Annotated in this window: 19 protein-coding genes; 14 read left to right on the forward strand and 5 right to left on the reverse strand. The window is 65.7% G+C overall.

Features of this window, described 5'->3' with window-relative positions:
• Positions 1 to 120: 120 nt before the first annotated feature.
• The 5 genes from guaA to ACFMO5_RS11900 form a co-directional block, all read right to left on the reverse strand.
• Positions 121 to 1,671 (reverse strand): glutamine-hydrolyzing GMP synthase, encoded by a 1,551-nt coding sequence (gene guaA, locus ACFMO5_RS11880; RefSeq protein WP_376792966.1) that lies wholly within the window; start codon positions 1,669 to 1,671, stop codon positions 121 to 123.
• A 26-nt stretch (positions 1,672 to 1,697) separates the two neighbouring features.
• The gene (locus ACFMO5_RS11885) at positions 1,698 to 2,903 is read right to left on the reverse strand and encodes a glycine C-acetyltransferase (protein ID WP_376792967.1); all 1,206 of its coding nucleotides are present in this window, start codon (positions 2,901 to 2,903) and stop codon (positions 1,698 to 1,700) included.
• A gap of 21 nt (positions 2,904 to 2,924) precedes the next feature.
• Complete coding sequence (gene tdh, locus ACFMO5_RS11890) at positions 2,925 to 3,950, reverse strand: L-threonine 3-dehydrogenase (RefSeq protein ID WP_376792984.1); 1,026 nt, start codon at positions 3,948 to 3,950, stop codon at positions 2,925 to 2,927.
• A 166-nt stretch (positions 3,951 to 4,116) separates the two neighbouring features.
• Positions 4,117 to 6,342 (reverse strand): 5-methyltetrahydropteroyltriglutamate--homocysteine S-methyltransferase, encoded by a 2,226-nt coding sequence (gene metE, locus ACFMO5_RS11895; RefSeq protein ID WP_376792968.1) that lies wholly within the window; start codon positions 6,340 to 6,342, stop codon positions 4,117 to 4,119.
• A 99-nt stretch (positions 6,343 to 6,441) separates the two neighbouring features.
• Positions 6,442 to 7,035, reverse strand: a complete 594-nt coding sequence (locus tag ACFMO5_RS11900) for a sulfite oxidase-like oxidoreductase (RefSeq protein WP_376792969.1) — start codon at positions 7,033 to 7,035, stop codon at positions 6,442 to 6,444.
• A gap of 499 nt (positions 7,036 to 7,534) precedes the next feature.
• On the opposite strand from ACFMO5_RS11900, the gene ACFMO5_RS11905 reads away from it, so the two are divergent.
• The 14 genes from ACFMO5_RS11905 to ACFMO5_RS11970 all read left to right on the forward strand — a co-directional run bounded on the left by ACFMO5_RS11905 (position 7,535) and on the right by ACFMO5_RS11970 (position 23,925).
• Complete coding sequence (locus ACFMO5_RS11905; protein WP_376792970.1) at positions 7,535 to 8,323, forward strand: DUF92 domain-containing protein; 789 nt, start codon at positions 7,535 to 7,537, stop codon at positions 8,321 to 8,323.
• Between the two features lie 349 nt (positions 8,324 to 8,672).
• Complete coding sequence (locus ACFMO5_RS11910; protein WP_376792971.1) at positions 8,673 to 9,164, forward strand: B-box zinc finger protein; 492 nt, start codon at positions 8,673 to 8,675, stop codon at positions 9,162 to 9,164.
• Between the two features lie 102 nt (positions 9,165 to 9,266).
• On the forward strand, positions 9,267 to 11,033 hold the full coding sequence (gene recN / locus ACFMO5_RS11915) for a DNA repair protein RecN (protein ID WP_376792972.1): 1,767 nt from the start codon (positions 9,267 to 9,269) through the stop codon (positions 11,031 to 11,033).
• 240 nt (positions 11,034 to 11,273) lie between these two features.
• On the forward strand, positions 11,274 to 11,693 hold the full coding sequence (locus ACFMO5_RS11920; protein WP_376792973.1) for a Fur family transcriptional regulator: 420 nt from the start codon (positions 11,274 to 11,276) through the stop codon (positions 11,691 to 11,693).
• Positions 11,694 to 11,811: 118 nt separating this feature from the next.
• On the forward strand, positions 11,812 to 12,741 hold the full coding sequence (locus tag ACFMO5_RS11925) for a metal ABC transporter substrate-binding protein (RefSeq protein ID WP_376792974.1): 930 nt from the start codon (positions 11,812 to 11,814) through the stop codon (positions 12,739 to 12,741).
• 114 nt (positions 12,742 to 12,855) lie between these two features.
• Positions 12,856 to 13,689, forward strand: coding sequence for a metal ABC transporter ATP-binding protein (locus ACFMO5_RS11930; RefSeq protein WP_376792975.1), 834 nt, complete (start codon positions 12,856 to 12,858; stop codon positions 13,687 to 13,689).
• A 3-nt stretch (positions 13,690 to 13,692) separates the two neighbouring features.
• A complete protein-coding gene (locus tag ACFMO5_RS11935) occupies positions 13,693 to 14,538 on the forward strand; it encodes a metal ABC transporter permease (RefSeq protein ID WP_376792976.1) in 846 nt (281 codons plus the stop codon).
• Positions 14,539 to 14,865: 327 nt separating this feature from the next.
• On the forward strand, positions 14,866 to 15,564 hold the full coding sequence (locus ACFMO5_RS11940) for a response regulator transcription factor (protein WP_376792977.1): 699 nt from the start codon (positions 14,866 to 14,868) through the stop codon (positions 15,562 to 15,564).
• 641 nt (positions 15,565 to 16,205) lie between these two features.
• On the forward strand, positions 16,206 to 17,027 hold the full coding sequence (locus tag ACFMO5_RS11945; RefSeq protein WP_376792978.1) for a PDZ domain-containing protein: 822 nt from the start codon (positions 16,206 to 16,208) through the stop codon (positions 17,025 to 17,027).
• Between the two features lie 256 nt (positions 17,028 to 17,283).
• The gene (locus ACFMO5_RS11950) at positions 17,284 to 18,879 is read left to right on the forward strand and encodes a sensor histidine kinase (RefSeq protein WP_376792979.1); all 1,596 of its coding nucleotides are present in this window, start codon (positions 17,284 to 17,286) and stop codon (positions 18,877 to 18,879) included.
• 65 nt (positions 18,880 to 18,944) lie between these two features.
• Complete coding sequence (locus ACFMO5_RS11955; RefSeq protein ID WP_376792980.1) at positions 18,945 to 20,249, forward strand: heme-binding domain-containing protein; 1,305 nt, start codon at positions 18,945 to 18,947, stop codon at positions 20,247 to 20,249.
• A 33-nt stretch (positions 20,250 to 20,282) separates the two neighbouring features.
• Positions 20,283 to 21,692 (forward strand): efflux RND transporter periplasmic adaptor subunit, encoded by a 1,410-nt coding sequence (locus ACFMO5_RS11960; protein WP_376792981.1) that lies wholly within the window; start codon positions 20,283 to 20,285, stop codon positions 21,690 to 21,692.
• A gap of 124 nt (positions 21,693 to 21,816) precedes the next feature.
• Positions 21,817 to 23,058, forward strand: a complete 1,242-nt coding sequence (locus tag ACFMO5_RS11965) for an ABC transporter permease (protein ID WP_376792982.1) — start codon at positions 21,817 to 21,819, stop codon at positions 23,056 to 23,058.
• A gap of 144 nt (positions 23,059 to 23,202) precedes the next feature.
• Positions 23,203 to 23,925, forward strand: coding sequence for an ABC transporter ATP-binding protein (locus ACFMO5_RS11970; protein ID WP_376792983.1), 723 nt, complete (start codon positions 23,203 to 23,205; stop codon positions 23,923 to 23,925).
• Positions 23,926 to 24,064 lie beyond the last annotated feature (139 nt).

Here is a 24,064-nt window from a genome sequence, read left to right on the forward strand (position 1 = left end):
CGGGCGCCAAAGGCGCCCGGCTCGCCCCCCACATTTTATCCCCCTCCCCACGGGGGAGCCGGGAAGCGTTCGTGTGGTGCTTCGGCGAATCTGGAAACAGTGGGAACGGTCTGTGACCCTTCACTCCCATTCGATGGTCGCCGGGGGCTTGTGGGTGATGTCGTAAAGCACCCGGTTCACCCCGGGGACCTCGTTCACAATCCGGGTGGCGATGCGGTCGAGGACCTCGTGGGGGAGCGGGGCCCAGGCGGCGGTCATAAAATCCTCGGTGGTCACCGCCCGCACGGCCACCACTTCCTCGTAGGTGCGGGCGTCCCCCATCACCCCCACGCTGCGCACCGGCAGCAGCACGGCGAAGGCCTGGGCGACCCGGTCGGCCCATCCGGAGCGGGCCAATTCCTCCTGCACGATCGCATCCGCCGACCGCAGCCGCTCCAGTCGTTCCCACGTGACCTCACCGACGCATCGTACTGCCAGCCCTGGGCCGGGGAAGGGTTGCCGCTGAAGCAGCTCGCGAGGGATCCCCAGATAAGCTCCCAACGCCCGCACCTCATCTTTGAACAGATACCGCAGCGGCTCGATCAGCTCGAAGGAGAGATCCGGCGGCAGCCCCCCCACGTTGTGATGGGTCTTGATGCGGGCGGCGGCCCGCCGCTCGGGCCCCCGGCTCTCGATGACATCCGGGTAAAGGGTCCCCTGGGCGAGGAAGCGGAAGGGACCCAGCCGGCGGGCGTGCTCCGCGAAGACGGCGATGAACGTGTGGCCGATCCGCACTCGTTTCTCCTCCGGGTCGGTGACCCCGCGCAACGCTTCCAGAAAGGCCTCCGCGGCGTTCACCGCCACCACCGGCAGCCCCAGCCCCCGCAGGGCGCGGACCACCGCGTCCGCCTCCCCACGGCGCAGGAGCCCGGTGTCCACGAGGAGGCAGCGAAGCCGATCCCCGACGGCGCGATGGACCAGCACGGCGGTCACGGTGGAGTCCACCCCGCCGGAGACCGCGCAAAGCACCCGTTCCTCCCCCACCCGCTCCCGGATCCGAGCGACCTGCTCCTCGGCGATCGCCCCAGGGGTCCACGTGGGCCGGCAACCGCAGAGGTCCACCGCGAACCGGCGGAGAAGCTCCCGGCCCAGGGGCGTGTGAGCGACCTCGGGGTGAAATTGCACGCCGTAGAGGCGCCGCTGGGGGTCGCCGATCGCGGCGAGGGGGGCATTGGGGGAGCGGGCCATGGGGTGGAAGCCGGGAGGAAGGCCTTCCACCCGATCCCCATGGGACATCCAGACTGTCATCGGGGAGGGGAGGCCCTGCCAGAGGGGGTCCTCCGGCGTGAGGATCTCGATCTCCGCCCGCCCGTATTCCCGGGCGGGAGCAGGGGCGACCCGACCGCCCAGGGCGTGGGCCAGCAGCTGCATCCCGTAGCAGATCCCCAGCACCGGCCGCCCGCTCTCCAGAACGTAAGCCGGAAGGGAAGGGGCCCCGGCCTCATAGACGCTGGCGGGCCCGCCGGAGAGGACGAAGCCCTTCGGCCGGAGCGCTTGCACCTCCGCCGGATCCGCGTCCCAGGGGAACAGCTCCGCGTAGACCCCGATCTCGCGGATGCGGCGGACGATCAGCTGCGCGTACTGGGAGCCGAAATCCAGAACGACGATTGTATCGTGCTGCGGGTGGGACATCGGGTCTCCTTGAGCACACGTCAGGCTCAGCCGCGGATCACGCCGAGCTCTCGTCCGACTTTGGCGAAGGCCTCCAGCCCGCGATCCAGGTCCTCCCGGCTGTGGGCGGCGGAGATCATCACCCGGATGCGGGCCTTGCCCCGCGGCACGGTGGGATAGCCGATGGCCTGGGCGAACACCCCCTCCTCGAAAAGGCGGCGGCTGAAGGCCTGGGCGAGAGGGGCCTCCCCGAGCATCACGGGGGTGATGGGGGTCACGCTCTGGCCCAGGTCGAAGCCCAGGCGGCGCATCTCCTCCTTGAAATAGCGGGTGTTCTCCCACAGTTTGTCTACCAGCTCGGTGGATTCCTCCAGGATCTCCACGGCGGCGATGCATGCGGCCGTGTCGGCGGCGGTCATGGCGCTGGAGAACAGGAAGGGGCGCCCTCGTTGGCGCAGCCACTCCACGATCTCCCGACGCCCGGCCACGTAACCGCCCACCACCCCGAAGGCCTTGGACAGCGTCCCCACCTCGATGTCCACCCGGCCGTGGAGCCCGAAGTGGTCCACAATGCCCCGTCCGCCCCGCCCCAGCACCCCCTCGCCGTGGGCGTCGTCCACCATCAGCATCAGGTTATAGCGCTCCGCGATCTCCACGATCTCCGGCAGGGGGGCGATGTCGCCGTCCATGGAGAAGACGCCGTCGGTGACGATCAGGCCCCGCCGGAAGGTCCCCAGGCTCTCTTTGATTTTCGCCTCCAGGTCGTTGGGGTCGTTGTGCGCATAGCGGATGATGCGAGCCCGGGAGAGGCGACAGCCGTCGATGATGCTGGCGTGGTTGAGCTCGTCTGAGAAGATCGCATCGCCTTCGCCCACCAGGGCGGGGATCGTCGCCAGGTTCGCGTTGAAGCCCGACTGGAAGGAGATGGCGGCTTCGACGCCCTTGAAGCGGGCCAGCTTCTCCTCCAAGATGAGGTGGAGGTCTAAGGTGCCGGCGATGGTGCGCACGGCGGCAGGCCCGACGCCGTATTTCTCGATCGCCTGATGGGCGGCCTCCCGCATGCGGGGGTGGTTGGCCAGCCCCAGATAGTTGTTGGAGCAGAAGTTCAGCACACGCCGCCCGTCCACAATGAGCCACGGCCCCTGGGCCGACTGGATGGTGCGAATGTGGATGTAAAGGCCCTGTTCCTGCAGGGCCTGCAGCTCCTCTTGGATCCAACCCAGTTTATTCCTGATGGTCGGTTCAACGGTCATCGGAGGTCCTCCTCAACACAGTTATGGGATCAGCATCACCTTCCCGCTCTGGCCGCTGGCCATCGTCGCGAAGGCCTGGTCGAACTCCTCCAGCCGGAAGCGATGGGTCACCACCGGCCGCAGGTCCACGACCCCGGCGTTCAGCAGGCCCCGGATCTCATACCACGTCTCCCACAGGCGCCGCCCGACGATGCCGTGGACCGTGATCCCCTTGAAGATCACCAAGTTCGCCAGATCGAACTCGATGGGGCCGGGGGGGAGCCCAAGCAGGGCGGCTTGCCCTCCGGGCTTGAGGGCCATGAACCCCTCCCGGATGGCTGAAGGGGCACCGGACATCTCCAGCAGCACGTCCACCTCGCCGCCCGCCAGATCTCGGACGGCTTCCACAACGTTCACCTCGTTGGGGTTGAGGACATGGTCGGCGCCCATCTGTCGGGCCAGCTCCAGGCGATAGGGGCTGATGTCGGTGGCGATGATCATGCGGGCGCCGATCGCCCGGGCCACCGCGATGGTCATCAGGCCCACGGGGCCGCAGCCGGTCACCAGCACCTTGCGCGCCCGTAGGTCCACGGCGAAGGCGGTGTGGACGGCGTTGCCGAAGTTCTCCAGGAGGACAGCCACTTCGAGGGGGAGATCCGGGGGGTTCGTCCAGGCGTTTTCCGCGGGGATGACGATGAATTCGGCGAAAGCGCCGTCGCGGTCCACGCCCAGGATCTGGGTGTTCCGGCAGAGGTGACCTTTCCCCGTGCGGCACATATCACAACGGCCGCACACCACGTGGCTTTCGGCGGAGATGAAATCCCCAACCCGAACCCCTTCAACTTCGGGGCCTAGCTCCACAACCTCCCCGCAGAACTCGTGGCCAACGATCAGGGGTGGGCGGATCCGCCCTTGAGCCCATGGGTCCCAGCGGTAGATGTGGAGATCCGTCCCACAGATGGAGGCCGCTTTTACCCGAACCAAGATCTCCCTGGGGCCAGGGGTGGGAATCGAACGGCGGGCCAGCGTGAGGCCCGGTGCCGCTGCCGCTTTGACCACGGCCCGCATCGTCTCAGTCATCCCCTTTGCCTCCGATTCGGAGTCAGGGCCGGCTCCCATGCGCGGGAGGCTGACCCCCTTAATATTATGGCCCTGACGCTCCAAGAGGATGCTTCCCCGCCATCACCGTGTGGGGGCACCTGATGATGCCCCCACACGATTGATCGCTAGTCGCTTAGGAGGCGGGCACGGCGGCCCCGTGGCGCTCGCGAAGGCGCCGGGCGGCGGCCACCATGTTTCGAAGCGAGGGGATGACTTCCTCCCAGCGCCGGGTTTTCAACCCGCAATCCGGGTTCACCCAGATGTTTTCTGGGGGGATCACCCGGATGGCCCGCTCCAGGATCGCCTCCATCAGCTCGATGGAGGGGATCGCAGGGGAGTGGACGTCGTAGACCCCTGGGCCGATCTGGCGCGCATAGCGGTGGCGCTCGAAGGCTTGGATCACCTCACCCCGGCTCCGCGTCGCTTCGATGCTGATCACATCGGCGTCCAGGGCGTCGATGTATTCGATGATCTCATTGAACTCCGAATAGCACATATGGGTGTGGATCTGGGTCTCCGGCCGGGCCCGAGAGGCCAAGCGGAAGGCCTTCACGGCCCAGTCGAAGTATTCCGGCCATCGCCGTCGCTTTAAGGGCGCCCGTTCCCGGAAGGCCGGTTCGTCGATCTGAATCACCCGGATCCCGGCGGCCTCCAGATCCCGCACCTCGTCCTGGATCGCCAGGGCGATTTGGAAGGCCACCTCATGCACCGGGATATCTTCCCGGACGAAGCTCCAGGCCAGCATGGTCACCGGGCCGGTGAGCATCCCCTTCACCGGTTTTGCCGTCAAGGATTGGGCGTAGGTGATCTCCGCCAGGGTCATCGGCTGCGGGCGGCGGACATCCCCATACAGGATGGGCGGCCGATACACGCGGGTGCCGTAGGAGAGGATCCAGCCGTGCTGGGTGATGGCGAAGCCCTCGAGGCGCTCCGCGAAAAACTCCACCATGTCCGAGCGTTCGAACTCCCCATGGACCAGAACGTCCAACCCCAGCTCCTCTTGGACCTGGATCACATATCGGATCCGTTCCTGGATCAGCGCCTTGTATTCGGCCTCCGGAAGCTTGCCGGCGCGGTAGGCGGTGCGCGCCCGACGCAGGTCCTCCGTCTGGGGGAAGCTGCCGATGGTGGTGGTGGGGAAGGGAGGAAGCCGGAGCCGCTCCTTTTGGAGGCGGGACCGCTCCGCATAGGGGAGGGCGCGGGAAAAGTCGGCGGGCTCGAGGCGGCGCACCCGTTCCCGGACCTCCGGGCGGTGCCAGTGGTCGATGGGGTGCGCATATGCGTTCCAGCGACGCACCTCCTCCGTTTCCCCATCCGTCAACAGAGTCTTCAGAAGGCGCAGCTCCACCAGGCGCTCGGTGGCGAAGGCGATCCGCTCCTGGAGGGCCGGATCCAGCCGGGTTTCCACCTCCACGGTCACCGGGAGGTGGTAGAGGGGCCCTGCGTTCGAGAGCCAAACCTCCGCTTGGGTCCAGCGGCGGAGCGCCTCAACCTGTTGGGCCGCCTTTCGGAGATCGGTCTTCCAGATGTTGCGGCCATCCACGACCCCGGCGACCAGGATCTTGTCCGCTGGGAAGCCGGCCCGCTGGAGCGTCTCCAAGTTCTCCGCCCCGTGGACGAGATCCAGCCCGATGCCGCGCACCGGCAGATCGTAGAGCGTCTCCAGGAAGTCCACGCTGTCGTAGTAAGTGAACACCATAAGGTCGGCCGCTCGACCGAGCGCCTCATAGGCCTCGCGGATGAGCGCGACGTGCTCCGGGGGCACATCCAGCGCCCAGGCCGGCTCGTCCACGTGGATCATCGATGCGCCCGCGGCTTTCAGGGATCGGAACAACTCCGCATAGGCGGGGATCAACGCCCGGAGCAGCGTTCCGAAGGCCTCGGGCGGATATCCCTTGCTCAGCCGGAGGAAGGTATAAGGGCCGATCACATAGGGGAAGCCGTTCGGGGATTTCCGGAAGGCCTCGAGGGGCTTGTTCCAGGCGACCCGGAAGGCGGGGGGCTGTCCGTCCGCGAAGGGGATCTCCGGAACCAGATAATGATAGTTGGTGTTGAACCATTTGGTGAGCTCCAGAGCCCGCTCGCCCCGGGCCAGGGCGAAATAATCCTCCAGACGCCCGCCGTTCGGATACAGGCCCAGGATGAGGGCGGTGTCCAGCATCGGATCGTAGAGGGACAGCTCGCCGACAGGGAAACGATCCACAAAACGCTGATAAGTCTGGAGGCGCTCGGCCTCCAGGGCGTCCAGGCCAGCGGTCAGCTCCGCCTCAGGGATCTTCCCCTGCCAGTAGCCCTCGATGAGGGATTTGTATTCCCGTTTGCGCCCCAGACGTGGATAACCATAGGCATAGGTCTGCATCGATCCCTCCTGAGGAGAAAATCAAGGGTGGAATGCCGGCCTGTTTTGCGCGCTTAGGAAGGCGCCTGAGCGCCCGTTGATGCGCGGGAAGGGAGCTCCCTACTCTCGATATCGCTCCTCCCGCCAGGGATCCCCGCGCATATGATAGCCCGCCTGCTCCCAGAAGCCGGGCCGATCCTCCGCCATAAACTCCAGCCCCCGGAGCCACTTCGCGCTCTTCCAGAAATACAGGCGGGGGACGATCAGGCGGAGCGGGTAGCCGTGCTCCGGGGTCAACGGCTCTCCATTGTAATGGGTGGCCAGCAGGGCGTCTTCCATGTATTCCATCGGGATGTTGGTGGTAAAGCCGTATTCGCAGTGGGCCATCACGTATCGGGCCTCCGGCTTCACCCGGACGAACTGCAACAGGTCCTTGAAGGCCACCCCGGTCCACGAGGTGTCCAGCTTGCTCCATCCGGTGACGCAGTGGACATCGATGGTGATCGTGGTGCGGGGCAACTGCTGGAACTCCTCCCAGGTCCAGCGTCGTTCCTCCTCCACCAGCCCGAAGACTCGGAAATCCCACGTCGCCGGGTCGAACCGGGGGATCGGCCCGTAGTGCAGCACCGGGAACTTCTCCGTCAGGACCTGCCCGGGCGGCAGGCGTCGGGCGAACCGGGCAGCCTCTTCATGGGCTTTACGCTCAAACCGCATGGTTTCCTCCTCTGAGTGCGCTTTTGAAACCGTGTGTTTTCGAAAATGGTGGATCAGACGCTGCTGCGAGAGGACGCTGTGGGCTGCCGAAGACGGCCCGCACCGCCCTCCGAAAAGCCCTCCGAACGCGATGGTGGATGGGCACTCCGCAGGGTTCGAGGGGGCAGGGCCCTATCCCCTTTCCCTGCTCCTCCGCGAGAAAGCCGCTGATCCCTACGGATGGAGATGACTTCCCGATCGAGCATAAACGCGAACAATCGCCACGGGTAGGAACCCTTGCTGGCTTTCCGAACGAACGCAGGCCAGCGGATAATGAGAGCAGCTTCGCTGCCCGGACCCACATCGCTGATCCGCTCGAGACTGGAGCGGGCCGGAAGGGGGGGCGCTGGCCTCTGGGGTCTCTTTACAGGGCTTTCCCTCCAGCTCGCCCAATCCCGATTGGGAGAGAGGAGCCCCATTATTGGAGATTCTACACGGAATCTCGCGCGGGATCGAGAATATGGCACCAGGGCGTTTCATTCTGGGGCTGGCGCTCAGCGCGCTGATCGGCGGCCTCGCCTTCCGGCTGGGGGCGCTCACCCGGGACGGATGGCTGGGGGCCGTGCTGGTGGGCACAGCGGTCTTCGGTTTTGGAGGATGGCCATGGGCCTTCCTGCTGATCGCATTCTTCGTCTCCGCCTCCGCTTTCACCCATTATGGATCCAATCGGAAGGCGGCGACAGTTCAAGAGTTCGCGAAGGGCGGGCCGCGGGATCTGGGCCAGGCCTTGGCGAACGGAGGGATCGGCGCGGGGTTGGCCATCCTCTGGGGGCTCTTCCCCCATCCAGCGCTCTGGTGGATGTTCGCGGGGAGCATGGCAGCGGTCACCGCGGATACGTGGGCGACGGAGATCGGGTTGCTCAGCCGACATCCCCCTCGACGGATCCTGGATGGAAAGATCGTTCCTCCGGGGACCTCCGGGGCGATCACGCTTGAGGGAACCATCGCCGCCGGATTGGGCGCGCTGGGGATCGGGATCCTGGCGGTTGGGCTGAGCCCGGTGGATGGCTCGCTGGGGATGGCCCTGCGGGTGGGGTTGGCCGGATGGCTCGGGGCGCTGCTGGACAGCTTCCTCGGGGCGACGGTTCAGCGGATCTACTGGTGCGACCGATGCGGCAAGGAAACGGAGCGCCCGATCCATCGCTGTGGCCAGCCGGCCCGGCCGCTGCGGGGGTGGAGGTGGCTGAACAACGATGGGGTCAACGCCCTGGCGGCCCTTGCGGGGGCCCTCGGCATGCTCATCCTGTAAGCTTCTTGGGAAGCTGGGGGCCAGGCCGATCATCAAAGGCCGCTTGCGAGTGCTTCTTCCAGATTCGATTCTTGGTTTTGGTCGCTTGGGAAGTTGAGGGCGAGGTGAGCGTTGAAGGCGCCCGACTTGCCCCCAAAATGCTTTTAATCCCTCTCCCCATGCCCTTTGGGCTGTGGGGAGAGGGATGAGGCCGTTGGCCCGCACCATCCCATCCTTGGCGTGCGCCTCCGAGGGTGGAAGCCTTTATCATATAAATGAATTACTTGTTCACGCCCCGATGCGGCCGGGGTGGGCGTTGAAGGCGCCGCTGGCGTGGAAGGGTTGAATCCTCCTGGAAAGAGGCGATCGAATGGCAGAAGAATCCCTCGTTTGTGCTTTTCATCCGGGCACGCCGACCACGCTGCGCTGCAACCGTTGCGGGCGGCCGATTTGCGTTCGGTGCGCGGTGCAAACGCCGGTCGGTTATCGCTGCCGGGAATGTGTGGCGGGCCAACAGGCGATCTTCTTCAACGCCCGCCCCACCGATTACGGCATTGCCGCCATCGTGGCCTTGCTGATCGGCCTGCTCGCCGCTCCCATCGTTGCCGCGCTGGGCTTCTGGGTGATTTTCGCAGGCCCCCTGGTGGGGAGCCTCGCGGCGGAGGCCGTGCATCGCCTCATCGGGCGACGCCGCGGGCGTTGGATCTGGCTGGTGGTCAGCGGGGGATTGGTCGTTGGGCTGGCGGCGCTGCGCCTGCCATCTTTCCTGACCTTCCCGTTTTCGGCCCGTTTCCTGTGGGATGGGATTTACCTGGCTTTGGCGATCAGCACGGTGATCGGCTATCTTCGATTCTGGCGATGAGAACCATTCTGGCTCTCTAGACCCCAAGCTCTAGAGGGCAAGCATCCAAATGGAGTGAGGGCTCATTGGTGGCAGGCTCAACCTATTCTTGTAGGGGACGGGATGCTCGTTGAATTGCATGTCAAGGATTTCGCCATTATCGATGAGGTCACGCTCCGGCTGGAGCCCGGTCTGAACGTGCTCACCGGGGAGACCGGGGCGGGGAAATCGATCTTAGTGGATGCAGTGGCGGTGCTGGTGGGCGGCCGGGCGGATGTGGAGATGATCCGGGCCGGCGCGGAACGGGCGCTGATCGAAGGCCTCTTTTATCTGGACGAGCCGACGCGGGCGTTGCTCTCGCCCATCCTGGAGCAGCACGGCCTGCTGGACGAGGGGCCCATGGGCGAGCTGGTGCTGAGCCGGGAGATCCGTCAAGGCGGTCGGCATGTCGCCCGGGTGAACGGCCGGCTGGTCCCTCTCCACGCCCTGAAGGAGATCGGGCAGGTTCTGGTGGACATCCACGGGCAGACCGAGCATCTCTCGTTGTTGCGCGCCCGGGAGCAGTTGGAATTGCTGGATCGATATGCCGGGGTGGGGGAGCTGCGGGCGGCGCTGGCGGAGCGGGTGGCCCGTTGGCGGGCGGTGCGCCGGGAGATCGAGCAGCTGCGACAGGACGAGCGGGAGAAGGCCCGGCGGGTGGATCTCCTCCGATTCCAGATCGAGGAGATCGAAGCCGCGCGGCTCCGGGAGGGCGAGGAGGAAGCCCTGCTGCAGGAGCGCAACCGCCTGGCGAACGCGGAGCAGCTGGCCCAGCTGGCCGACGCCCTCTACCGGGCGCTGTATGAGGGGGAGGGCGAGGCGCCCGCGGCGTTGGATCGTTTGAGCGAGGGCGCGCGGGCGCTCCAGGCACTGGCCCGGATCGATCCGGTCTTCCGGCCTTATCTCGAAACGATGGAGGGCCTCATCGCGCAAGTGGAGGACCTCGCCCGTACGGTTCGGGATTATCGGGAGGGGATCGAGTTCAACCCGCGGCGGCTGGTTCAGATCGAGGAGCGCCTGGATCTCATCCGGCGCCTCCAGCGCAAATATGGGGATACGATCCCGGAGATCCTGGCCTACGCCCAGCGGGCGAAGCGGGAGCTGGAGACCCTGCTCCATGCGGAGGAGCGGCTGGGGGAGCTGGAGGAGGAAGCGGAGCGGCTGCTGCGCGAGATCGGAGAGCTGGGGATGCAGCTCTCCCGCCAGCGCCAGGCGGCGGCGGAGCGCCTGGCTCGCGAGGTGGAGGCGCAGCTGGCGGATCTCCGGATGGCCGGGGCGCGGTTCACTGTCGCCCTGGAGCGGACGCCCGATGAGGAGGGGGCTTACGCCGACGGTGCCCGCTGGGCCTTCGATGCCACCGGGCTCGATCGGATCACCTTCCTGATCGCGCCGAACATCGGGGAGGGGTTGCGCCCCCTGGCCCGCATCGCCTCCGGGGGGGAGACCTCACGGCTGATGCTCGCTTTAAAGGTCGCCTTGGCTCAGGCGGACCCAGTTCCCACGCTGATCTTCGATGAGATCGATCAGGGGATCGGCGGCCGCGTGGGGGCTGTGGTCGGGGAGAAGCTCTGGCGCCTCGCCCGTCACCATCAGGTCCTCTGCGTCACCCACCTCCCGCAGCTGGCCGGTTTTGGGGATGCGCACTTCAAGGTTGAGAAACATGTGATCGGGGAACGCACCGTGGCCCGGGTGACTCAGTTGGAAGGGGAGGAGCGCGTGGCGGAGCTGGCCCAGATGCTGGGGGGGACTGGCCGGGCGGCGGTGCAGAGCGCGCGGGAGATCCTCGAGTATGTGGCGCGGGTGAAGACGGGGGAGGCGCCCCGCCCATCCGCTCGGCGCCGCTCCGTTTAGAACCCATCTGGCCGTTCCAACGTGCGGATAAGCCATTGGGGCTGGACACATCAGCCCCCAACAGGCTTTCTCACCTCATCATCTCCCTCATCGAGGCGGAGGGCCGCGAAGGCGCCCCCCACTCCAAGGTTCATGGGCCTCCAGAACGGCACGCCGCAACCAGTCCATCGCTTGACGCCGAGGGGATTTCCCATTAAACTGTTTTTGAATTGAAAAAATTTTTCACTAAGTGAGGGAGCGATGGGTTGGGAGGAGCGCCTGAGTCAGGCCGGGCGGCGCATCACCATGCCCCGTCGGGTGGTGATGCAGATCCTACAACGGGCCGGCCGTCCCCTTTCCCCTCAGGAGATCCATGCGCGGGGGCGACGGATTCATCGCTCGCTGGGCCTGGTGAGCGTCTATCGGGCCTTGGCTGTGTTGGAGCAGGCCGGGCTGGTGCGGCGCGTCCATCAGGAGGATCGTTGCGATGGCTATATCCTGGCCTCGCCCGGCCATCACCACGTCTTGCTCTGTCGCCGCTGTGGGCGCACCGTGGAGTTCCCGGGAGCGGAGGACCTGAGCGGCCTGATCGCCCACATCGAACGACGAACAGGGTTCCACGTGGAGGATCATCTGCTGCAGCTGATCGGCCTCTGTTCGCCCTGCCAGGGATCGTCTTAGGGGCTCGTGGGACGAGACCTCTTGGGCGGTTGCAACTTCGCCTCTTCCCTTCTCGGCGGCCCTTTGGGCTGCTTCCCTCACGGGGAGCAGGGGCATCCGAATCCTGGAGGGGTACGTCGTGCGCCAACGGCTGTTATGGCTTCTGGTGATTGTAGGGATCGGGTTGAGCGCATGCCAGCCCGTGGCCAGGCAGGAGCCCAATGGGAAGCGGCTCCAGGTTGTGGCGACCACCTCGATCGTAGGCGATGTGGTGCGCCAGATCGGGGGCGATGCGATCCAACTGGCGGTGTTGCTTCCCGTCGGGGCTGACCCTCACGCCTTCGAGCCCAGCCCTCAGGATGTCGCCCGGGTGGCGGAGGCCCATGTGATCTTCGCGGTGGGGGCGGGCTTGGAGCGATTCCTCGAGCCGATCCTTCAACAGGCTGGTGGGAAGACGCTGCGCGTGGAGCTGGCCCAGGGGATCCTCCTGCGTTCCTCAGAAGAGGAATTGCATGCCGAAGAAGGGGTCTTCCACACAGAAGAACCGGATCCCCACCTCTGGCTGGATCCCCACAACGTGATCACGTGGACGTACACGATCGAGACGACGCTTAGCCAACTGGACCCGGATCGCGCGGCGTTCTACCATCGGAACGCGGAGGCGTATCGGGAGGAGCTGCGCCAGCTGGATCGCTGGATCCAGGCGCAGGTGGCGGGGATCCCGCCGGAGAACCGGAAGCTGGTCACGGAGCATCGGGTTTTCGGCTACTTCGCCCATCGTTACGGGTTTGAACAAATTGGAACGATCCTCCCCGGCGTGAGCACGGTCGCCCAACCATCGCCTCAAGAACTTGCGGCCCTGGAGGAAGTCATCCGCTCCCTGGGGGTGAAGGCGGTTTTCGTCAGCAGCACCGTGGACCCTGCGCTGGCTCGCCGGGTTGCCGAAGATACCGGGACGCGTCTGGTGCGGCTGTATGTGGATTCCCTCAGCGAGCCGGGGGGCGAGGCGGATTCCTACATGAAGATGATGCGCTACAATGTGCGGGCGATCGTAGAGGCGTTGCGATGATCGAATTGGGGTGGCCTGAGGGGGCCGCTCATAAGGAACGGAAGCGGAAGGCGTTTTGCCAGGGTGCGAATGGGGTAGAGGGTAGACCTTGTGTTGTCCCCGGAGGAGGTTCAGATGGCTCTGACGAAGCTATGGCGAAGGGTGGTGCTGCAGGAACGGGATGTGGTGCACCCATCGGGGGAACCGATCCTGGAGGTCTCCCGGGTGTCCATGCATTATGACGGTGTGGTGGCTCTGGAGGATGTTTCCTTCACGGTGGAGACCGGCGAGCGGATCGCCATCGTGGGGCCGAACGGGGCGGGCAAGAGCACGTTGTTGAAGATCATCGCGGGTGTGCTCCCACCGACCGCTGGCTCCGTGCGGATCTATGGCCGTGGCCCGCTGGGCCATCTCTGCATTGCCTATATCCCGCAGCGGAATCAGGTGGAGTGGAATTTTCCCCTCACGGTGGCGGATGTGGTCATGATGGGGCGGGTGGGGAAACTGGGCCTGCTGCGTCAACCCAGCCCCCGGGATTGGGAGGTGGTCCGCCGCGCGCTGGCCCAGACGGGCATTGCGGACCTGGCCGACCGCCCCATCCGGGCGCTCTCCGGGGGGCAGCAGCAGCGGATGTTCATCGCCCGGGCCCTGGCCCAGGAGGCCGAGCTGCTGTTGATGGACGAGCCCTTCACCGGCTTGGACCTGCCCGCCCAGGAGGGGATCCTGGAGCTCCTGGAAGGCCTGCGCCGGCAGGGGGTCACTGTCCTCGTGACCACCCATGATCTGGATCAAGCGGCAGCCCACTTCGATCGCGTCTTGTTGTTGAACCGACGCCCCATCGCCTTTGGGGCTCCGGAGGAGGTCTTCACGCCGGAAGCCTTGCGGGCCGCTTACGGTGGGCATCTGCGTCTGGTGCAGATCCGGGGCGAGCTGGTCGTGGTCGGGGACACCTGTTGCGAAGGAGGTTGATCCGTGGGGGAGATCCTTCGCCTCTTGCTCGATCCGCTCCAATACGCCTTTATGGTGCGGGGCCTGGTCGCCGCCATCGTGGCCGGAGGGCTTTGCGCCCTGGTGGGGAGCTATGTGGTGCTTCGGGGGATGGCCTTCTTCGGCGACGCGTTGGCCCATTCGATCCTCCCGGGGCTCGCCTTGGGCTACCTGCTAGGGGGCGGTTCCCGCGAGGCGTTGTTCTGGTGGGGGCTGGGGACGGCGATCCTGGCGGCCTTGGGGATCGGAGCCCTCAGCCGGGGGCAGCGCCTGAAGGAAGATACGGCCATCGGGGTGTTGTTCGCGGGGGCGATGGCGTTGGGGGTCGTGATGATCTCCACCTCTCGAAGTTACGCGGTCGATCTCACCCATCTGCTCTTCGGCGATGTGCTGGGGGTGGGGGAGCGGGATCTCATCCGCCTGGGGGTCTTCGCCGGGTTGATTGTAGCCGCGATCGTGCTTTTCTATAAGGAATTCCTCGTGATCTCCTTCGATCCCATCCTGGCCATCACCCTGCGGCTGCCCATCCGTCTGTTCGAGAACCTGCTTCTGATCCTGGTCGCCGTCACGGTGGTGGTCGCGCTGCAGACGGTGGGGATCGCCCTGATGGTGGCGATGCTGGTGACCCCAGCGGCGACCGCTTATCTGCTGACCCATCGCCTGCCGGCCATGATGGCCCTGTCGGTCCTCCTGGCGGCTTTCTCCGCCGTCGTTGGGCTCTACGCCTCGTATTATGCGGGGGTGGCTTCGGGAGCCGCCATCGTGCTCACGGCCACCGTGTTGTTTCTGATCGTCCGGCTGATCCAAGGGCTCCGGTCCGTTCAGGGTTAGTGCTTCATTTGCTTTGTTGCAAACAACCGAGGAGATCATCCCAGCGCGTAGTGACGAGCTTTCGATTCGTGGAATTTCTGGGAGGGGTGGGCCACTTACGCGGCCCACCCCCACAAAAATCCCTATCTTCGCAACAGCGCAGCTTCATTTTTTGAGGATATGGGATGGTGCGGGTCAACGGCCCCACCCTCCTGGATCCCCCCTCCCCACAGCCCAAAGGGCCATAGGGAGGGGGGATGAAAATTTTGGGGGACGAGCCGGGTGCCTTCGGCGCTCGGCTCGTCCCCAAACCCCGAAATCCTTTTCATCTGAGCGGTGAGAACGGTTATGGCTGGGGAACGGATCCTGATTGTGGAAGACGAGGCGGCGGTGGCCCGAGGGCTTGAATATGCTTTGAAGAAAGAGGGGTATGAAGTCCTCTGGGCGGATACCGGGCAGAAGGCGCTGGAACTGAGCCGCCAGCGGGATCCCCACCTGATCATCCTGGATATCCGGTTGCCGGACCTGAACGGCTTTGAGGTCTGCCGTCGGATGCGAAGCGAGGGCTTGCGGCAACCCATCCTGATGCTCACCGCCTTGGACGAGGAGGTGGATCGGGTGGTGGGGCTGGAGGTCGGGGCGGACGATTACGTGGTCAAACCCTACCGGCTCCGGGAGCTGATCGCCCGGGTGCGGGCGTTGCTGCGCCGGGCCTACGGGGAGCTGGCCATGGCGGCCCCCGGCGAACGCATCCGTTTCGGAGAGATCGAGGTCGATCTGGAGCGGCTCCAGGTCACCCGGGGCGGGCGGCCGGTGCCCCTCACCCCCACCGAGTTCCGTCTGCTCCGCTTCCTGGTCACCCACCCGAACCGCCCCTTCTCACGGGAGGAGCTCATCGAGGCGGTGTGGGGCTACACCCGCGATGTGTTGGATGACCGAACGGTGGACGTGCATATCCGGCATCTCCGGGAGAAGCTGGAGGACGACCCCTCGAACCCCCGATGGATCCTCACAGTGCGCGGCATGGGATATAAATTCCAACCTTAGGGAGCCTCTCTCTCCCCAGCGGAAAAGGCAAGATCGGCGCAGCGGCGTGCGCCGCAATTTCCCCTGCAACGATGTGAATTTGGACTTTGGACAGATGGGCGGTCCGGTTTCGCTCCGGGTCCTCCCCTCGGGCGGGGCAAGCCCCTCCTCCCTTTCTATCTCTCCACGGCCCGAAGGGCCACGGGGATGCAGAAAGTTGAAGGATTTTGGGGCAGGTGGAGCCGTCTTCGGTGGCCCTCCCTACCCCAAAATCCCCCCATGGGGGAGAGGAAATGGACGAGCTTGTCTAAAGTCCAGATGTGCATCCATCTCAAGGCTCAACCTCGATGCTTTCTATCGGGAAGGCCATCCTCGCTTTCTCTCCCCTCAGCGGCTCAGGAGGCCGTGGAGGGCAAGCCCCCCTTCAGCACTTTCTCTCGGGAAGGGCTTTGAGGGTGAGCTCTTTAAGAACCCTTAATATTTGGACAATGGGAACGTAAACCGAGGGGGTTTAGAATCTCATCGGAGTTACGCGGTTCGAAGCCCCCGAGGGGAAGCGCCTACTTTCCAAAATCCCCTCGAGGTGACCGGTGGCGTAACTCTTAATTCCACGTTTCCTACCCAGAAAACGGCTCGATGGCCTCTGTCTCGTGGAGGATGCGATGCGCCGCTGGGTTTGGATCGGGCTTGGACTCGTGGGGCTGATCGGGCTCGTGGGGATGGTGGCGGGGGCGTTTTTCCTGCTCTCCCGCAGCCGGGCGTTCGCCCAAATCCGGATCAGCCCGGAGCCCGTCGTTTCCCCAACGCCTACGCCGGAATCCGTGCGGGGGGTGGTGATCCTGGATGTGGCGCCTGGAGGGCCGGCCGCTCAGGCCGGTCTGGCCCGAGGGGATGTCCTGCTGGAAATCGACGGCGAGCCCGTGCGCTCCCTGGCCGATCTGCGGGCCATCCTGGACCGGCATCGGCCAGGGGATCCGGTGACGGTGACGGTCCAGCACGGGGATGAACGACGGGTGCGGACGGTCACCTTAGGGGAGCGGGATGGCCGGGCCTACCTCGGAATCCTCGTCGCCTCAGAGCCGAGCCCGCCGGGGTTCTGGGGTTGGGGTCCTTTCCGAGGATGGAAAGGGCCATGGGGAAGGTTCCGGCCGCCGGTGTCGGGCGTTCTCATCCTCTCCGTGGAGCCGAACAGCCCCGCGGAACAGGCGGGCCTGCGGGCCGGGGATTGGATCACGGCGGTGGATGGCCAGGCCCTGGGCGTGGGGGAGGATCTGGCCGATCGAATCGCGGCCCATCGCCCTGGGGACGTCGTTCGCCTGACCCTCTGGCGTCCAGGGGAAGGGGAACGGATCGTGACGGTCACCTTGGCGGAACATCCTCAGAAACCCGGCCAGGCCTATCTAGGTGTCCGCTACGCACCGTTCCGGTTCCGTTTTGGACCTCGTCCGACACCCACTCCTTCGCCCTCCGGCGATGGGGTGTGAGCGCCCGCAACGCAAAGGAGGGCTCCGCCCTCTCTTGCGTCTTGCGGGCCCCAGACGGCGTAACGGCGCTTCGGTGTAGGGGCACCCCCTGTGGGTGCCCCTACAAGGTAGGTTGTCTGCATCCGCCTGGCCGTCAGATCATCGGCACCCTTCAAGGAGACCACCTGGATTCAAGGGTCCGGTGGGGACCAGGCCATCAGGGGCCCTGGATCGATCCAACGGCCCGGCTTTCGAAACCCGAGGGGTAGGGGAAACGATGCGAGGTTTCTGGCCGATTCGAACCATTCGCGGGTGGTTGATCGGAAGCTATCTGATCCTGAGCCTGCTGGCGGTGGGGATCAGCGGGCTGCTCACCTTAGGCTTGTTGCGGGCCTACAGCCTCCGGCAGGAGCGGGCGCTGCTGCAGGCCAACGCGGAGGCCATCGCCCGCCAAGCGCGCATGTGGATGGAGCCTGCACCGTGGCCGGAGGGGTTAACCCGGCTGGCGTATGCGGCGGCTTTTTTGGGGAACGCGCGGGTTCGGATCCTGGACGTCCGGGGCCAGGTGCTGGCGGATTCCGGCCCATCCATCCGAGGGACGGCGCTTTGGGCCGCTCCGGTGCCATCGACCCCGCAAGGGGAGGGTGCGTCCCCCGGGGCCTCGCTCTATCTCCCCGGCGCGATGGAACCCCAGGAGCCGATGCATGGTCCGCCTGGGATGCGCTGGATGCGCATCCGTCAGTTCCGAAGCCCTTGGGGAAGCCGCTTTCATTTTGAAAACTTCCCGGGCGGAGGGGAGGGTGGGTCGCTCGCTGAAGGAGGCGCCTCCCCCCAGGTCCTGACGGTGCGGGCGCCGATCGGTGAGCCGCAAGATCCATTGGGGTATGTGGAGGTGCAGGCGGGGGTGGAGCCCAGCGTGGAGATCATCGCGGCGGCCGCCCGCGCCTTTGCGGTCGCCGGGCTGGGGGCGGCCCTGCTGGCCGGATTGCTAGGGCTGATGGTCAGCGAGGCGTTGAGCCGGCCGATCCGCCAGCTGGCCCGGGCGGCGGTCCAGATGGGGGAGGGAAAGCTCCAGATTCGGGCTCCCGAATCCGGGCCGCTGGAGCTGCGGCATTTGGCGGCGGAGCTCAACCGCATGGCGGAACGGCTGCAAGCGACGTTCACCGCTCTGGCGCGGGAGCGGGATGCGCTGCGCCATTTCATCGCCGATGCCTCCCACCAGCTGCGCACGCCCTTGACGGCCCTCCGGACCTTCCTGGAGCTCTTACAGGGGCCGGCGGCGGAGGATCCGGAAGCGCGGGCGGTGTTCCTGGCGGAGAGCCAGGCCCAGGTGGATCGAATGGCTTGGATCACCCAGAACCTGTTGGATCTCTCCCGCTTCGAGGGCGGGTTGATTCAGTTGGATCTCGCGCCGCATCCCTTAGCGGATGTGATCCGCTCGGCGGTTTCCCTGTTTAAGGAGGCGGTGGCCCGCAAGGGGTTAACGCTCTCCTTGGATCTGCCCGAGGAGCCCGTTGAGGTGCTGTGGGATCGGTGGCGGATGGAGATGGCGATCTCGAACTTGCTGGATAACGCGGTGAAGTTCACCCCCGCGGGCGGGCGGATCACGATGGGGGCTCGCCTGGAGGGCCAGGCCGTTCGGCTATGGGTCGAGGACACCGGCCCGGGGATCGACCCGGAGGATCTCCCGCACATCTTCGAGCGCTTCTATCGGGGCCGGAACGCCACCGCCGAAGGCAGCGGATTGGGCCTGGCCATCGTGCGCTGGATTGTTGAGCTCCATGGCGGGCGGGTGGAGGCCTACAGCCAGCCCGGCTATGGGAGCCGGTTCGACCTGATCCTGCCGCTTCGCTCGGAAGCCCCTCCGGCGTAAACCGGGAGATTCAGTACGTGCCTTAGCGGATGGGCTCGCATCCGGATTTCAAGGAGGAAACGCCGATGCGAAGACAGCGTTGGGGGGTCGCGCTGCCCATATTGCTGGTCGGGATCGGGCTGCTGATCGCGGCGGTCCTGGACGTGCTCGGTGCCCGCCTCGATTTCCTCTATCGCAATGTCGGGGGGTTCAGCGCGCTCCGAACCCTCTCGCGGGTGGCGATGGGATTCAGCGCCCTGGCCTGGTTGGGCGCGGTGGGGCTCCTCGCCGGGCGGATGGCCCTTCAGCCCGCGCCATGGCCCCAAAAGCTCTTGCGGATCCTGCCCGCCTACGTTCTGGCCCTGTTGCTCCTCGGCCTGTTGATGCTCCTGTTCCGCATCGGGACGACCGGGCCGTTGGCTGTCCTGTGGACAGGGGCCAGCGCGTTGCTCGCCCTGGCCGGGGCGCTGGTCGCCGCCTTCGGGCAGAGGATCGAAGGTCGGCTTCGGGCCATCGTGCAGGGGCTGCTGGGGATATCCAGCGGCGGCATGGTCCTCGGGGGCCTGGCGGCCTTGCTGGCCTTCGTCCTGGCGATGGCGCAGGGACCCGCGCCGGTCTTTGCGGGGCGGGGTCGTTCCTTCGGGGAGGGCGCTTTCCCGGGAGCTCCGGGGGGCGTCCGCCCGGCGTCTCCAGGGACCTTGGAAGGTGGATCGCGGGCCCTCCCCGGCGGCGCTCGTCCGGAAGGGGCGTTCCCCCTGGGTCCGGGATCGCCAGGACGCGTGCTCCCGTTTCGGGTTTTCACCTCGCCATCCACGATGGCCATCGGCGGAGGGGTGTTGATCGCCTTGGGCCTATTGGCAGGAACCGCCTGGCTCTGGGGCCGTCGAGGTGCAGCGGCGTTGGAAGAAGCCACGGCCGTTGCGCCGATCCCGGGCTGGCGGCGGGAGATCCCTCGGGCGATGGTGGGGGGCGGAGGGCTCACGCTGGCGTTGATGCTGATCGCCCAGCTCATCCCGGCACCTCGCACGAACCCACCGGTCCGTACCGTGGTGCAGTGGGACCCGCCTCAGGCGCAGGGCCTGTGGCAGCGGGCGTGTGCGGATTGCCATAGCAACGAGACGCGGTGGCCGTGGTATACCGCGATCGCGCCGGCTTCATGGCTGGCGGTAAACCACGTGAATGAGGGCCGTCAGGCGCTCAACCTCTCAGAGATGGATTTGAGCCAGCTCTCGGCGGCGCAGAAAGCGCGGCTGGCGGAAGAGATCGCCCAGACGATCCGCAATGGCACCATGCCTCCGGCGGATTACCTGTTGATGCGTCCTGAGGCCCGCTTGAACGCCCTGGAGAAGGAATTGCTCATCCAAAGCTTCCAGGAGATGCTTGCCCGTTAAAGGTTTGGCGGAACGATTCGGAGGAGGTCGATGATGGTCAAGCGTCGAGGGCGCATCGCGGCTTTTCTGCTCCTGGCCCTTTCCCTCGTCACTGCATGCGGAGGCTCCCCGGCGGCGCAGACCGGGCAGGGCCAGCCCACCGTCTATCGGGTTCGGCGGGACACCCTGGAGGTCCGTGTCAGCGGCTCCGGGAATCTCCAGCCCCACACCCTGGTGAACCTCTCCTTCCCGCAATCCGGGATCGTCCGCAAGGTGTATGTGCGGGTCGGGGATTCGGTGAAGGCCGGGCAGGTGCTGGCGGAGCTGGACACGCGGGATCTGGAGCTCCAGCTGCAGAACGCTCGGATCAACCTGGAGATCGCCCGGGCCCGGCTGGCTCAGGTCCAGGCCAGCGCTCGCTCGCGACCGGCGGACCTCGCGGCGGCCCAGGCCGCGCTGGCGAACGCCCAGGCCAGCCTGGACGCGCTGAAGGCAGGGCCGGACCCCCGCGATCTGGAGATCGCCCGGTTGAACGTCGAGGTATCGAAGAACGCCCTCTGGCAGGCCCAGTTGAGCCGGGACAAGACCGCGGGAACCCCAGGAGTGGCCTCGGTGGATCTGCAATTGGCTCAAGCGCGAGTGGGGCAGGCTGAGCTGCAAGCGGAGATCGCCCGCCTGCAATATGAGAAGGCGACCTCCAACCCCACGGAACAGCAGCTGAAAGCCGCGGAGGCTTCGCTGGCCCAGGCCCGCGCGAACCTGATCCGCCTGCAAGCCCAGGATCCGAACTTGGACATCCAGCTGGCGCAGTATCAGGTGCAGCAGGCGGAGATCGCCGTGCGGCAGCTGGAGCTGCGCCTGGAGCAAGCCCGCCTGATCGCCCCGGTGGATGGCGTGGTGACGGCGGTGAACATCGCCGAGGGCGGCTCTGCGGGAACGGGCGCCCCGGCGATCACGCTGGCGGATCTGAACCAGCTGGAGGTGGTGGTGAACCTGCCGGAGGTGGACGTCGCCCAGGTGATGCCCGGCCAGGAGGCGGAGGTCATCCCGGAGGCGATGCCGAACACCCGGCTGAAGGGGAGGGTGGTGGCTGTTGCCCCGGTGGGCGTTCAAACCCAGGGCGTGGTGAACTTCCCGGTGACCATCGCCCTGGAGGAGAGCACGCCTTCCGTGCGAGCGGGGATGACGGTCCAGGTTCAGATCATTGTCGCCCGTCGGGAGAACGCCCTGGTGGTCCCACGGCGGGCCGTAACGACTCGGGGTGGACAGGCCTTTGTGACGGTGCTGCGTGGGGATCAGACGGAGCAGATTCCGGTGCGGGTGGGGATGCGGGGAGATACAATGGTCGAGATCCTGGAGGGCCTTCGGGAGGGAGATATCGTGGTCCTGCCGGCAACGACGGCCGCGGCCCAGGGCACCCGCGTTCCCGGCCCGGGCTTCTTCGGGCCCGGCATGTTCCGGTAACCAGAAAACGGGGAAAGGCGCCCACAGTAGGGGCAACCACAAGGGTTGCCCCTACACAAGGGATGTCCCTAAGGATAGCGGCAGGCACCGTTTATAGAGTGCCCAGGCTAGAGAGGGGGTTCGGATGAGCGTGCTGGAGGCGTTGCGGACGGCAGCGCTCAGCCTGGCGGCGAACAAGATGCGATCGGCCCTCACCATGCTGGGTGTGATCATTGGGGTGGCCTCCGTCATCGCCCTGATGAGCATCGGACGGGGGACCCAGGTGGCGATCCGCTCCCAGATTGAGCGCATCGGAACGAATTTGATTTTCGTGACGCCTGGAGTGGTGCGCGTGGGAGGCATCGCCCAGGCGCCTGGTTCCGCTCCTACGCTGACCTACGAAGATGCCATGGCGTTAAAGGACCTCCCCGGCGTGGCGGTGGTCGCCCCCGTCTTCCAGACAGGCGCTCAGATCGTTTACCAGCGGAGCAACCTGCGGGTTCAAGTGTATGGGGTGACGCCCGAATTCTTCGCGGTACGCAATCTTCAAGTTGAAAACGGGGATTTCCTCTCCCCGGCCCACGTGGAGACCGGGGCGGCTGTGGCCGTGCTGGGAGCGAACGTGGCGGCCCAATTGTTCCCTGAGGGGGATCCCATCGGGGGATTCATCCGCCTCAACAACATCCCGTTCCGGGTGATCGGGGTTCTGGCCCCCGTAGGGGGCACCGGCTTCGGGAGCTTGGACAATCAGGTCTTCGTGCCGTTGAGCACAGCGACCCAGCGGCTGGCCCGGAGCGGCCAGTTCCGGGGCAGCGAGGTGATCTCCCAGATCATCGTCCAGGCCAACGGGGCCGATCAGATCCCAACGGTGGTCCAGACCATCCGCTCCGCTTTGCGGGAACGCCACCGCTTGTTGGATGGGGATGAGGATGACTTCACACTGGTCAGCCAGCAGGATCTGATCCAGACCTCGGCGCAGATCACAGGGACCCTTACGTTGTTCCTGGGGGCGATTGCGGCGATTTCCCTCATCGTTGGCGGCATCGGGATTATGAATATCATGCTGGTCTCGGTCACGGAGCGGACACGCGAGATCGGCCTGCGCAAGGCGGTGGGGGCGCGGCGGAGGGATATCCTGATGCAATTTCTCAGCGAGGCCGTGACCCTCAGCGGCCTGGGCGGCCTGGTGGGGGTCGGCTTAGGGATCGGCATCTCGCGGCTGATCAGCGGGATCCCGGTAGGCAACGGAACGCTGCGGCCGGTGGTGCAAGGAGACATCATCGCCCTGGCGTTGCTGTTCGCCGTGGCGGTCGGCGTGTTCTTCGGGATCTACCCGGCCATCCGGGCCGCCGCCCTGAATCCGATCGATGCGCTTCGATATGAGTAGTGCTTCTTGTTTTGAGGATATGGGGTGGTGCGGGCCAACGGCCCTATCCCCTTTATCCTCCTTCCCCACGGCCCCAAGGGCCGTGGGGAAGGAGGATAAAGGGGATGCGGTCAGACGCTTCAATCCGGATTCGGGAGGTCATGGATGAGCGATCCTGTCATGGTGATGGAAAAAGTCGAGAAAATCTATCGGATGGGTAAAGTTGAGGTTCCTGCGTTACGGGGGATCGATCTCGTGATCCGACGTGGGGAGTTCGTGGCGATTATGGGCCCTTCAGGTTCCGGGAAATCCACCTTGATGAACCTGTTGGGCTGTCTGGATACACCCACGCGGGGTCGTTATTTCCTGGAGGGCCAGGATGTCTCCCGGCTCTCCGATGATCAGCTGGCGGAGATCCGCAATCGCAAAATCGGCTTTGTTTTCCAGACCTTCAACCTGCTTCCCCGGGCGACGGCCTTACAGAATGTTGAACTTCCGCTGGTCTATCGGGGCGCCCGGGATCGTCGGGCGCGGGCTCGGCAGATGTTGGAGCTGGTGGGGTTGGGAGACCGCATGCATCATCGTCCGAACGAGCTCTCCGGTGGCCAACAACAACGGGTGGCCATCGCCCGGGCGCTGGTCACCGAGCCGTCGGTGATCTTAGCGGACGAGCCCACCGGCAACCTGGACAGTCGGACGGGGCGGGAGATCTTGGCGTTGTTCCAGCGACTGAACCGGGAGCGGGGGATCACGCTGGTTGTGGTGACCCACGATCCGTTCGTGGCCCGCCACGCTGAGCGCATCGTGCGGATCCAAGACGGCCTGATCGTGGGCGATGAGTTGGTCCCACCGGAGGAACGGATCATTGAAGATGGGGCGTCGCTTTAAATCCTGTGGCTTTTACGGGTGGGGAGATGTCTCATCCGCTTCTCCTTGTGGCTCCGACCGTATAGTGCCTTCGCCATATTTCGGAATCTTCGGGGGTTAGGGGCCGCCGAAGGCGGCCCCTAACAGATAGGAAGAGCAC

The organism is Thermoflexus sp. (genome assembly GCF_042408365.1).
In the GTDB taxonomy this organism is placed as follows: Bacteria; Chloroflexota; Anaerolineae; order Thermoflexales; family Thermoflexaceae; genus Thermoflexus.